10 protein-coding genes and 1 pseudogene are annotated in these 12,275 nt (G+C 72.9%); 5 read left to right on the forward strand and 6 right to left on the reverse strand.

Going from position 1 to position 12,275, the window contains the following annotated elements; translation table 11 throughout:
- Nucleotides 1-1,234: 1,234 nt before the first annotated feature.
- Nucleotides 1,235-1,651: pseudogene (locus ABZ945_RS30220) on the forward strand (M23 family metallopeptidase); the annotation flags it as partial.
- A 10-nt stretch (nt 1,652-1,661) separates the two neighbouring features.
- Here ABZ945_RS30220 and ABZ945_RS30225 read toward each other — a convergent pair.
- From ABZ945_RS30225 to ABZ945_RS30250, 6 genes are all read right to left on the reverse strand, one after another.
- Nucleotides 1,662-2,522 (reverse strand): Cof-type HAD-IIB family hydrolase, encoded by an 861-nt coding sequence (locus ABZ945_RS30225; protein ID WP_361276005.1) that lies wholly within the window; start codon nt 2,520-2,522, stop codon nt 1,662-1,664.
- 145 nt (nt 2,523-2,667) lie between these two features.
- Nucleotides 2,668-3,579, reverse strand: a complete 912-nt coding sequence (locus ABZ945_RS30230) for an LLM class flavin-dependent oxidoreductase (protein ID WP_361276007.1) — start codon at nt 3,577-3,579, stop codon at nt 2,668-2,670.
- A 124-nt stretch (nt 3,580-3,703) separates the two neighbouring features.
- A complete protein-coding gene (locus tag ABZ945_RS30235; RefSeq protein WP_361276049.1) occupies nt 3,704-4,246 on the reverse strand; it encodes an RNA 2'-phosphotransferase in 543 nt (180 codons plus the stop codon).
- Nucleotides 4,247-4,383: 137 nt separating this feature from the next.
- Nucleotides 4,384-5,316, reverse strand: a complete 933-nt coding sequence (locus tag ABZ945_RS30240; protein WP_361276009.1) for a MerR family transcriptional regulator — start codon at nt 5,314-5,316, stop codon at nt 4,384-4,386.
- A gap of 73 nt (nt 5,317-5,389) precedes the next feature.
- Nucleotides 5,390-7,159, reverse strand: coding sequence for an SDR family oxidoreductase (locus tag ABZ945_RS30245; RefSeq protein WP_361276051.1), 1,770 nt, complete (start codon nt 7,157-7,159; stop codon nt 5,390-5,392).
- Between the two features lie 80 nt (nt 7,160-7,239).
- A complete protein-coding gene (locus tag ABZ945_RS30250; RefSeq protein WP_361276012.1) occupies nt 7,240-8,121 on the reverse strand; it encodes a M24 family metallopeptidase in 882 nt (293 codons plus the stop codon).
- 380 nt (nt 8,122-8,501) lie between these two features.
- Between ABZ945_RS30250 and ABZ945_RS30255 the strand changes: the two genes are divergently transcribed.
- The 4 genes from ABZ945_RS30255 to ABZ945_RS30270 all read left to right on the forward strand — a co-directional run bounded on the left by ABZ945_RS30255 (nt 8,502) and on the right by ABZ945_RS30270 (nt 12,218).
- Entirely contained in the window at nt 8,502-9,515 is a 1,014-nt protein-coding gene (locus ABZ945_RS30255) for an ABC transporter ATP-binding protein (RefSeq protein ID WP_361276053.1), read from the forward strand.
- 83 nt (nt 9,516-9,598) lie between these two features.
- On the forward strand, nt 9,599-10,492 hold the full coding sequence (locus ABZ945_RS30260; RefSeq protein ID WP_361276055.1) for an ABC transporter permease subunit: 894 nt from the start codon (nt 9,599-9,601) through the stop codon (nt 10,490-10,492).
- Nucleotides 10,493-10,568: 76 nt separating this feature from the next.
- The gene (locus ABZ945_RS30265; protein WP_248631545.1) at nt 10,569-11,480 is read left to right on the forward strand and encodes an ABC transporter ATP-binding protein; all 912 of its coding nucleotides are present in this window, start codon (nt 10,569-10,571) and stop codon (nt 11,478-11,480) included.
- A gap of 15 nt (nt 11,481-11,495) precedes the next feature.
- Complete coding sequence (locus ABZ945_RS30270; RefSeq protein ID WP_361276014.1) at nt 11,496-12,218, forward strand: ABC transporter permease subunit; 723 nt, start codon at nt 11,496-11,498, stop codon at nt 12,216-12,218.
- The last annotated feature ends 57 nt before the right edge of the window (nt 12,219-12,275 follow it).

A 12,275-nucleotide genomic window follows, 5' to 3' on the forward strand; every position in this document is an offset into this window, starting at 1 on the left:
TACGCGGGTGCGGAGAGCGGCGACGTAGAGGGCGAGCCACCACACCCTCCCTGCGACGCGATGTTTCACGTGAAACATCCCCTGGGGGGAGCGCCTCTGGGCCGGTCGGCGGTACGACACCGCCCGGGTGCCATGGATTCGCGGCCGTCGGCGGGACCATCCCAGGATGTTCGTCGTGGCGCTCACCCTGGTGCTGGTCTTCCTCCCTCGCCCTGCCGGGCCCGTCGGCGGTGCGGTGGGGCCGGCCGCCGAAGTGACCCGCCTCTATACGGAGGCGGCCCTCGCCACCGATGCGTATGAGCGGGGGCAACGGCAGATCACGGCCCAACGGGCTTTCGCCGGGCGGCTGGGTCGGCAACGGGAGCAGCAGCGCCAGGCGTGGGAACAGCTCCATGACCGGGTCGGCGCGGTCGCCCGGGACCAGTACCGGACGGGTGGAGCTCTGGCGGTGACCGCCCGGCTGCTCACCGCCGGGGATCCGGACAGCGCGGTACGCCGAGGAGAAGTGGCGCGGCGGGCACACCGGGCGGTGGCCGCGCTGCTCGCGGACGCCCGTACCGCGGAACGCGGACTCGCGCGAGCGGAGGAGGCCGCCGATACCGCCTGGCGGCAACTGCGTGACCGTCAGACCCGGCTCGATGCCCTCCGGAAGGGGATCGAGCGCCGGCTGGAGCGCGCTGAGCTGAGTCTGCGGACCGTGGCGAACGCCTGGCGCACCGCGCGCCCCTGCGGCGCCCCGCCGCCGGTCCATGTCGGCACCGCAACGCACGTCAGCGGCCCGCAAGGCGTCGGATCACCGGGCACGAGGACCACGGGGCCTTCCGAGGCCGGCAGCCACTCACCGGCCGCTGTCCACACGACCGGGCAGGCCGGTGATGAGACAGCTCACCACACCGCCGCCCCGCTGCCGGTCGGTGTCGTGACCCCTCAACCGTCCCACTCGCCGGCAGACGGCGCCGCTGCCGCCCTGCCGCCCGACCGGCCGGAGCTGACCGTGACCGGCGCGGCCTCCGAGACCATCCCCGGCGTGGACGCCGGCACGGGCCATGTTCCGGACCTCATGGCCACCGTCGCCGATCTGGTGACGGCCGAGGGCGGGACGGCGACCGCGGATACGGGTCCGGGCAGTGGCCCGGGCGAGATCGGCCCGCGGACCCCGGCCGCCCGGGACAGCGGCGTGATGGCCGATGGGGCGTCCGCCCCGGAGGGCACCGGACGCGGGACGGTCCGGGCACCGGGCTGGGTGGCGCCGGTGGCGCGGTACGCGCTGTCCGCGGGCTTCGACAGCACCGGCGCGCACTGGGCCCATCGGCACACCGGCCAGGACTTCGCGGTGGATCCAGGCACCACCGTGCGGTCCATCGGCCCGGGGCGGGTCCACTCGGTGTCCTGCGGAGGACCGTTCGGGGTGGAGATCGTGGTGGAGCACCCGGGCGGCTGGTACTCCCAGTACGCGCACCTGGCCTCGCCCGGGGTGCGGCCGGGCCAGCGGGTCACCGCCGGCCAGGGCATCGCCAGGTCGGGGAGTACCGGTAACTCGACCGGCCCGCATCTGCACTTCGAGGTGCGCCTCACCCCGTATATGGGCTCGGCGGTGCACCCGGTCCGCTGGCTGGCCGAACGCGGGGTCCGCCTCCACCCCACCCCGTAGAGGCCAGGGGTCAGGCGGGGGCGGCGAGCAGGTCCTCGATGATGCGCGCCACCCCGTCGTCGTTGTTGGCGACGGTACGGCCGGAGGCGGCGGCGACCACATCGGGGTGGGCGTTGCCCATGGCGTAGGAGCGCCCGGCCCAGGTCAGCATCTCGATGTCGTTGGGCATGTCGCCGAAGGCGACCACCTCGTCGGCCGAGACCCCGCGTTCGGCGCAGCAGAGCGCGAGCGTGCTGGCCTTGGAGACGCCCAGTCCGCTGATCTCCAGCAGGGCCGTGGGGCTGGAGCGGGTGATGCTCGCCCGCTCGCCGGCGGCCGTACGGGCCAGGGCGAGGAAGGCGTCGGGGCTCATCTCCGGGTGAAGGGCGAGGAGCTTCAGCACCGGGTCGCCGGAGCCGGGCTCGTCCTCGTGCAGCAGCTTCTCGGCCGGGGCGATGGAGCCGGCGGTGTCCAGATAGAACGGCGGGTAGTCGGGTTCGTAGTGGACCCCGGAGGTGAGGTCCACGGCGAACGCGGTGCCCGGGGCCTCCCGCCGCAGGGTGTGGACCACGTCCAGGGCGATCTCCCGCTCCAGCGGCCGGGTCTCCAGCAGGGTGCCGCCGGCCCGCAGGTCCACGACCGCCGCGCCGTTGGCGCAGATGGCGAGCCCGTGCCCGTGCACATGGTCGGCGACCACACCCATCCAGCGGGCCGGCCGTCCGGTGACGAAGAAGACCTCGATGCCCTCCCGCTCGGCGGCCGCCAGCGCGGCGACGGTGCGGTCCGAGACGGACTGGTCGTCCCGGAGGAGGGTGCCGTCGAGATCGGTGGCGATCAGCCGGGGACGGCGGTGCGCCAGGGGCCGGGGCGTGGGGCGGGTCGGTGTGGTCACGGCCCCATTCTCCTGCACCGGTCCGCACGTGCGTGCGGCATACCGCACATCTGAGCCAGCCATATGCTCGTCTGTGGCCGAACCGGTGCGCCTGGTCGCCGCGCGAGGGCGGCCAGGGCGAGTCCAGGCCGCCGGGCGACCGCCGCTACCCGGCGGTGGCGAGCTGGGCGGGGGCCTCGGTGGCGATCTTCTCGAAGACGGCATGGTCGGCCGCGAAGTCCGAGTCGGCGATCGGCCAGTGGACGACGAGCTCGGTGAAGCCCAGCTCCTGGTGGCGGCCGGCGAAGTCCACGAAGGCGTCCAGCGACTCCAGCGGACCGCTGCGCTCCGGGGTGAAACCGGTGAGCAGGATCTTCTCCATCCCGTCGACATCCCGGCCGGCCTCCGCACAGGCCGCGCCGAGCCGGTCGAGCTGGCCGCGCAGCGCCGCGTCGGACTGCTCCGGGGTGCCCTCCTCGTACAGCTTGGGGTCTCCGGTGGTCACCCAGGCCTGCCCGTGGCGCGCGGCGAGCCGCAGTCCGCGCGGGCCGGTCGCGGCGACGGCGAACGGGAGCCGGGGGCGCTGAACGCAGCCGGGGATGTTGCGGGCCTCCTCGGCGGAGTAGAAGGTGCCCTGCTGCGAGACGGCGTCCTCCGTCAGCAGCCGGTCCAGCAGGGCGGTGAACTCGGCGAACCGGTCCGCCCGCTCGCGCGGGGTCCACGGCTGCTGTCCGAGCGCGGTGGCGTCGAAGCCGTTGCCGCCCGCCCCGATGCCCAGGGTGATCCGTCCGCCCGAGACGTCGTCCAGCGAGATGAGCTCCTTGGCCAGGGTCACCGGGTGGCGGAAGTTGGGCGAGGTCACCATGGTGCCCAGGCGCAGCCGCTCGGTGGCGCCGGCGGCGGCGGTGAGGGTCGGCAGGGCACCGAACCACGGGCCGTCGCGGAAGGTGCGCCAGGACAGGTGGTCGTAGGTGTACGCGGCGTGGAAGCCGAGCTCCTCGGCCCGCTGCCACGTCGCGCGGCCGCCCTCGTGCCAGCGGTCGACGGGGAGGATCACGGTGCTCAGACGCAGGCTCATGCCCCCGAGCCTACGTCCCGCGGTGGGGCGGTCCCGATCGCCTGGGGTCCGGCCCGGATGGGCGACACGGCACCGGTGCGGGCGGCCGGGGCCGACGGCTCCGGCGGGGGCCGCGGGGCTGCCGTCAGTCGCGGAGGCGCAGATATACCGGGGGTACGGCGTCGGTGAGCCACACCCCGTTGGCGCTCACCCGGAAGACATGGCCGTCCCGGTGCATCGCCCCGGCGTCGACGGCCAGGACGACGGGTCGGCCCCGCCGGGCGCCGACCCGGGTGGCGGTCTCGCGGTCCGGTGAGAGGTGGACATGGTGGCGGCCCATCGGGCGCAGCCCCTCGGACCGGATCGCGTCCAGGGAGCCGGCGACGGTGCCGTGGTACAGGAAGGCAGGCGGCACCGCGGCCGGCAGGTCGAGGTCGACGCGTACGGTGTGGCCCTGGTTGGCGCGGATGCGGTCGCCGTCGATGGTGAACCGCCGTTTGTCGTTGACCGCGACCACATGGTCCAGCTCCGCCCGGGTGAGCGGCATGCCGTTGCGGGTGAGGGCCCCGAGCAGTTCGTCGACGGCGACCCAGCCCTGAGGGTCGAGGACGAGCCCGATGCGCTCGGGCTGATGGCGCAGGTGCTTGGAGAGGTACTTCGACACCTTCACGGTGCGTCGGTCGTCCATGGGCGCGGTCATCGGCGCAGTGTGCCAGGAGTCACAGGATCCCTGCCCGGATTTTTTCCGATGGGAGGTTTCGTCCACAGGTAACGCCGCTTTTCCACAGAGTAGTTGGGGAACACTGTGGACAACGTGAGGTCCCGTCAGTCCGATTGTCCAACCACGTGGTGCGGCTGGGGCGGTGGCGCCAGGGCGTCCAACCTCCGGCTCTGCACCTCCCGTTCGACCGCGGCGGTGACGAACTCCGCGACCTGCGCGGCCCCGACGAGCCGGGTCACGGCCTCGACGGTGGCGGCGGGCAGGGACGTCAACCGGTGCTCGTCCTCCTTCGGCGGTCCGGGAGGCGCGAGCTGCTGCTGGAGATGCCGGGTGGCCAAGGTGCGCATGGCGCGGGCCAGTTCGGCGTCCACGGTCTGCTGCGCCAGCGGACGCAGCCGCCGCACCAGCGCGGCCGCCTCGGCGGCGTCGGCGTCGGTCGGTGGCCGCCGGTCGAGATAGCGGGCGAAGACATGCTCCGTGGTGAACTCCAGGAACCGTCCGGCGATGTGCTCGACCTGGCCGCGCAGCTCCCGCAGATGCCCGGAGATCGCGGCCAGCGGCACCCCGGCCGCGTACAGCTCGACCGCGACCGCCAGCTCCTGCGGGCTCGGCACCACGAACTCGTCGTCCCGGCCGGGCACCCGCTCCAGCACGCCCAGCTCCACGGCCTCGCGCACGGCGTCCTCGTCCGGGGTGCTGCCGAAGGCCGCGTCCAGCTCGGCGCGGCTGATGCGGTCCTCCTGCTCGTCGGTCCACGGTCCGTGCACCTCGGCGACCAGTCCCAGCACCCCGCCGAGCCCGCGGCCGGTGTCCCAGGCCTCCAGCAGCTCCTTGATGGAGGCGAGGGTGTAGCCGCGCTCCAGCAGGTCGGCGATCTGCTGGAGCCGGGCCAGGTGCTCGTCGCCGTACACATTGGCCCGGCCCCGCCGCTCCGGCCTCGGCAGCAGCCCGCGGTCCTGGTAGGCGCGGACGGTGCGGACCGTGGCGCCACCGAGGCGTGCCAGATCCTCGATCCGGTACTCCGACCGTTCCTCCACGACAGCTCCCCTCACGCGCTGCGGACCGCCCACCGGCCCGGGGGCGGCCCCCAGGGGTGACGGTAGACGCCGCTCAGTCCCGCGGTTTGATCCGGGCCAGGGCACGGGCCGCCCCGGGGGACAGCCGGCCGAGCAGCCGGAAGACGCGGGCCTCGGGGGTCACCGCGACCACCGCCTCGTTGCGCGCCACCGCCCGCAGGATCGCGTCGGCGACCTTCTCCGGCGGGTAGTTGCGCAGCCCGTACAGCCGGGCCGCCTCCCGCTGCCGGCGCCGCTCCTCCTCCGCCGACACCCCGGTGAACCGGGCCGTGGAGGTGATGGAGGTGTTCACGATCCCGGGGCAGATCGCGCTCACCCCGATGGAGCGGTCCCCCAGCTCGGCCCGCAGGCACTCGCTGAGCATCAGCACCGCCGCCTTGGAGGTGCTGTAGGCGGGCAGCGTACGCGAGGGCTGGTAGGCCGCCGCGGAGGCGATGTTCACGATGTGGCCGCCCTGACCGCGCTCCGCCATCTGCCGCCCGAACAGCCGGCAGCCGTGGATCACCCCCCACAGGTTCACATCCAGCACCCGCCGCCAGTCCTCGGCCGAGGTGTCCAGGAAGGTGCCCGACAGACCGATGCCCGCGTTGTTCACCAGGACGTCCACCGTGCCGTACGAGGCGGCGACCCGCTCGGCCAGCTTCTCCATCGCCTGCTCGTCGGAGACGTCCGCCTCCTCGGCCCAGGCGTCCGCGGCACCCACCAGCCGGGCCATCTCGGCCGTCCGGGCCGCGCCCTGGGCGTCCCGGTCCACCGCCACCACCCGGGCCCCGGCCTCCGCGAACGCGAAGGCGGTGGCCCGCCCGATCCCGCTCGCCGCGCCCGTGACCAGGACCAGTCGGCCGCTGAACCGGTCCGCGTAGGGGCGGGCCGTGGCGAGCGGCACCGGAAGCTCGGCGCCCGGCTCCTCGTGCGCGGTGACGAACTCGCCGATCCACGCCGCCAGCTGGTCCGGCCGGGTCCTCGGCACCCAGTGCTTGGCGTCCAGGGCGCGGCGCACCAGCTGCGGCGCCCAGCGGTCCAGGTCGTCGTAGAGCCGCTCGGACAGGAAGGCGTCCCCGGTCGGGGTGATCAGCTGCACCGGGACATGGGCGTACGCGTCCGGGCGCGGCCTGCGCAGCCGGGGCCGGACGTTGTCCCGGTACAGCCAGGCGCCGTGCGCCGCGTCCCGGGGCAGCGAGGAGGTCGGATAGCCGTCGTCGGGGGTCTTCTCCAGCCGCTGGACCAGCCCCGGCCAGCGCTTGCCGAGCGGCCCGCGCCAGGCCAGCTCGGGCAGCACCGGGGTGTGCAGCGCGTAGACGTACCAGGACTTGGCACCTTGCCCCAGCAGCTGGCCGACCCGGCGCGGGGTGGGCCGTGCCACCCGCCGCCTGATCCAGTGCCCGAAGTGGTCCAGGGACGGGCCGGACATCGAGGTGAAGGAGGCGATCCGGCCCTCGGTGCGCCGTACCGTCGCGAACTCCCAGGCCTGCACCGAGCCCCAGTCGTGCCCCACCACATGCACCGGCCGCCCGGGGCTCACCGCGGCCGCCACGGCCAGGAAGTCGTCCGTCAGCTTCTCCAGGGTGAACCCGCCGCGCAGCGGCTTCGGCGCCGAGGACCTGCCGTGGCCGCGGACGTCGTAGAGCACCACATGGAACCGGTCCGCCAGCCGGTGGGCGACCTCGGCCCACACCTCCTTGGAGTCCGGATAGCCGTGCACCAGCACCACCGTGGGCCGCGCCGCGTCCCCCAGCTCGGCCACGCACAGCTCCACCCCGCCGGTGCGCACCACCCGCTCCCGGGCCCCGCGCAGCAGCCCCACCCCGCGCGCCTCCTGCACGGCACCGCTCCCTTCCGTACCGCTCCCACCCACGGAATCCACCGGACCGCTCCCCTCCGCCGTCATCGAACCGCCTCCCAGCGCCGCACATGCGGCAGATCGTCGTCCAGCCAGAACGCGCTCTCCTCGGGATCCCGGGAGTCGGTGACCACCAGGAGCTCCTCGAACTTGGCGCCCGTACCCCGGAAGCCGAGGTGCGGTTCGACCGCCCACAGCCCGGGCCGCGGTGGGTGGTCGGAGAAGGTGTACGGCGACCACAGCGGGGACCAGCCGTCGCGGTGCCCGTGCAGGGCGTCGCCCGCCAGTCCCCTCAGGGCCTGGGTGCCGAACCCGAACAGGGTCGGCGACCAGCGCCGCTGCCGTACCGCGCCCACCTTGTGGGCGATCACCCCGAAGGGGTAGGCGCGGTGCCGGTTGGCATAGCCCTGCCGCACCATCAGCCGGTCCACGTCCTCGTACACCTCCCGCAGGGTCCGGCGCTCCCGTACCTCCCGCAGGATCAGCTCGCGGTGCTCCTGGAGATCGTCCATCAGCCGGTCCTGCAAGGGGTTGAGCCCCAGGGAGCCCGAGTAGCCGACATCGGCGGGGAAGCCGCGGTGCACCGGGGCCAGGTCCAGGATGAACGGCATCCCGGGCTCCAGCCGGCGGCCGGTGGGGAAGAACTGCAGCGGTATCCGGAAGTCCGTGAAGGCGGTCCGGTCCCCGAACCAGGCGAACGGCAGATGGAACCAGTCGCGGACCCCGCGCTCCCGCAGCCACTCGCGCAGCATGCGGGCCGCCTCCCGTTCGGTCACCCCGGGGTGGAGCCGGGCGGCCACCGCCTCGGCGCAGGCATAGGCGAGCCGCTGCGCCTCACGGAAGCCGTCCAGTTCGGCCGCCGGGACCGCCGAGGTCCTCGGCGGGGTCGTCAGGGGCGCCGCAGCCGCCCAGGTCGTCGAAGTCATGCCACCGTCCACCGTCGTCTCGCGTAAGGCCGGTCGGGCCGGCCCGGGCCCACGCACCGCGGCAGAGCGCTACGTGGTCGTAACGTGACATCGATGAATGTGACAATGGTCGGCGGCTACGTCAAGGGGCCTGCACCACCCTGTGGACAACTCCGCAGGCTAGTGTCATGCGCATGAGGTGTTTCACGTGAAACATCGGCCGAATCGGCCCTCGAACGCTCACCGGGTGTGGTTTCACGTGAAACATCCATCCATGGCGGGCAAGACCGGGCACCCGGCCGCCCGGCCCCTACGGGCCCGTACGCCTGGAGTCGGACATGGATCCGACCGTCAGGTCTGACGACGGGTGTGGCCCAGGACACTACGGTCGAAGAGTGACTGTGATCGCTACCGAGAGCCTCAGCAAGCGGTTCCCCCGGGTGACCGCCCTCGACCGGCTCTCCCTCGACATCGGACCGGGCGTGACCGGGCTCGTCGGCGCCAACGGCGCGGGCAAGTCCACCATGATCAAGATCCTGCTCGGGCTCTCCCCGGCCACCGAGGGCCGGGCCGAGGTCCTGGGGCTCGACGTGGCCACCAGCGGCGGTGCCATCCGCGAACGGGTCGGCTATATGCCCGAGCACGACTGCCTGCCGGCGGACGTCTCGGCCACCGAGTTCGTCGTCCATATGGCCCGGATGTCGGGACTGCCGCCCACCGCGGCCCGCGAGCGCACCGCCGACACCCTGCGCCATGTCGGCCTCTACGAGGAGCGCTACCGCCCCATCGGCGGCTACTCGACCGGTATGAAGCAGCGGGTCAAACTGGCCCAGGCGCTGGTGCACGACCCGAAGCTGGTCCTGCTGGACGAGCCGACCAACGGCCTCGACCCGGTCGGCCGGGACGAGATGCTCGGCCTCATCCGGCGGGTGTGGACGGACTTCGGCATCTCCGTCCTGGTCACCTCCCACCTCCTCGGTGAGCTCGAACGCACCTGTGACCATGTGGTCGTCATCGACGGCGGCCGGCTGCTGCGCTCCAGCTCCACCAGCGACTTCACCCAGGCCACCGCCACCCTCGCCATCGAGGTCACCGACACCGACGCGCACCCGGACGGGACCAAGGCGCTGCGCCAGGCGCTCACCGCCGCCGGGGTCGCCCTCCACGCCGGTGAGGAGGAGGGGCTGCCGGGCGCCGGTCACATCCTGCTCCTCGACGCCGAGGGAGAGGAGACCTACGACATCGTGCGCGACACCGTCGCCGAACTCGGCCTCGGGCTGGTGCGCATGGAGCAGCGCCGCCACCGTATCGCCGAGGTGTTCCGCGCCGAGGCTCCCGCGGACGCCGACCGGCCCGCCGACACCCACCGGCCGACGGACGCGGACCGGCCCGCCCAGGAGGTGCAGTCCCGGTGAACCACGACAACCGGACCCCCGCCCACGCCTCGCTCCCGGCGCCCTCGGCACCTCTCGGGACCAAGGCTCCCCTCCCGGGACAGCTGCCCGCCCAGAGCGGTGGTGAGCAGAGCCGGATCCACAACATCGGCTACCGCTCCTACGACGGGCCGCGCCTCGGCCGCGCCTATGCGCGCCGCTCGCTCTTCGCCCAGTCGTTGAAGGGTGCGTACGGACTCGGCCGCAGCGCCAAGTCCAAGGTGCTGCCGATGATCATCTTCGCGGTGATGTGCATCCCCGCGCTGGTGATGGTCGCGGTCGCCGTCACCACCAAGCTGAACGACCTGCCGGTGGAGTACACCCGGTACGCGATCATCATGCAGGCCGTCATCGGCCTCTTCCTGGCCGGGCAGGCACCCCAGTCCGTCTCCCGCGACCTGCGGTTCCGGACCGTGCCGCTGTACTTCTCCCGGCCCGTCGAACGCGTCGACTACGTCGTCGCCAAGTTCGGCGCGATGGCCACGGCGCTCTTCATTCTGACGGCGTCTCCCCTGCTCATCCTCTATATCGGGTCCCTGCTGGCGAAGATGGACTTCTCCGACCAGACGGCGGGCCTGGCCCAGGGACTGGTCTCCGTGGCACTGCTCTCCGTCCTGTTCGGTGGCATCGGCCTGGTCCTCGCCGCCTTCACCCCGCGCCGCGGCTTCGGCGTCGCCGCCGTCATCGCCGTACTGACGATCTCCGTCGGAGCGGTCACCACCCTCCAGGGCATCGCCTGGGCCACCGACAACCTCGGCGCGATCGAGTGGCTGGGGCTGTTCTCGCCGATCACCCTGATCGACGGCGTGCAGACCGCCTTCCTCGGCGCCACCTCGTCCTTCCCGAACGAGTCCGGGCCGGGCGCCGGACCGGGCGCGGTTTATCTGCTGACCGTCCTCGCCCTGATCGCCGGTTCCTACGCCGTGCTGATGCGCCGCTACCGCAGGGTCGGCCTGTGACCGGGCGGCGGCCCCCCACCGGGCCGGCGTCCCACCCGGCACCCACCACCATCCAGCCAAGGAATGGGCAGCGTCCGTGAGCACTCTGCAGATCGACCACGTCTCCCGGTGGTTCGGGAACGTCGTCGCCGTCAACGACGTCACCATGACGATCGGTCCGGGCGTCACCGGGCTCCTCGGCCCCAACGGCGCCGGCAAGTCGACCCTCATCAACATGATGGGCGGCTTCCTCGACCCGTCCACCGGCTCCGTCACCCTCGACGGGACGCCGATCTGGCGCAACGAGTCCGCCTACCGGCACATCGGCGTCGTCCCCGAGCGGGAGGCGATGTACGACTTCCTCACCGGGCGGGAGTTCGTCGTCGCCAACGCAGAACTGCACGGCCTCGGCGCCGGGGACGCCCAGCGGGCGCTGGCCACCGTGGAGATGGAGTACGCCCAGGACCGGAAGATCGCCACGTACAGCAAGGGCATGCGCCAGCGGGTCAAAATGGCCTCCGCCCTGGTCCACGAACCGTCCGTCCTGCTGCTCGACGAACCCTTCAACGGCATGGACCCGCGCCAGCGGATGCAGCTGATGGACCTGCTGCGCCGGATGGGCGCCGACGGCCGCACCGTGCTGTTCTCCTCCCACATCCTGGAGGAGGTCGAGCAACTCGCCTCGCACATCGAGGTGATCGTCGCCGGCCGGCACGCGGCCAGCGGCGACTTCCGCCGCATCCGCCGACTGATGACCGACCGCCCGCACCGCTACCTGGTGCGCTCCAGCGACGACCGGGCCCTGGCCGCCGCGCTGATCGCCGACCCCTCCACCGCGGGCATCACCGTGGACACCACCGAGGGCGCCCTGCACATCCAGGCCGTGGACTTCGGCCGCTTCACCGCACTCCTGCCGCAGGTCGCGCGCAAGCACTCCATCCGGCTGCTCACGGTCTCGCCCTCGGACGAGTCCCTGGAGTCGGTCTTCTCCTACCTCGTCGCGGCCTGAAGGGAGCCCTCGACCATGTACCACCCCACCGTCGCCCGGCTCACCTACCGGGCGCTGCTCGGCCGCCGCCGCGCCGCGATCCTCTTCCTGCTGCCCGGACTGCTGCTGCTCATCGCCGCGGCCGTCCGCGCCTTCAACGGCGCCGACGACCAGATCGCCGCCGATGTCCTGGGCGGCTTCGCCCTCGCCACCATGGTGCCGCTGATCGGCGTGATCGCCGGGACGGGCGCCATCGGGCCGGAGATCGACGACGGCTCCATCGTGTACCTGCTGGCCAAGCCGGTGAAGCGGCCGACGATCATCGTCACCAAGCTGACCGTGGCCATCGCCGTCACCATGGTGTTCTCCGCCGTCCCCACCTTCCTGGCCGGCCTGATCCTCAACGGCAACGGCCAGCAGATCGCCGTCTCCTACACCATCGCCGCGCTGGTCGCCTCGATCGCCTACAGCTCGCTCTTCCTGCTGCTGGGCACGGTCAGCCGGCACGCGGTCGTCATCGGCCTGGTCTACGCCCTGGTCTGGGAGGCCCTGTTCGGCACCCTGATCGAGGGCGCCCGCACCCTGAGCGTCCAGCAGTGGTCCCTCGCCGTCGCCCAGAAGGCGAGCGGCGACAACGGGATGATCGCCTCGGACGTCGGCCTCCCGGTGGCGGTCACGCTGCTGGTGGCGGTGACCGTGGCGGCCACCTGGTACGCCGGCCAGAAGCTCCGCACGCTCGCCCCGGCGGGCGAAGAGTAGCCCCCCGGTACCCGCTCCTCGCCCCCGCCGCCCACGGGCCGACCCCGCCTCGTAGCC

The organism is Streptomyces sp. NPDC046887 (assembly GCF_040644755.1).
Taxonomy (GTDB): Bacteria; Actinomycetota; Actinomycetes; order Streptomycetales; family Streptomycetaceae; genus Streptomyces; species Streptomyces lichenis.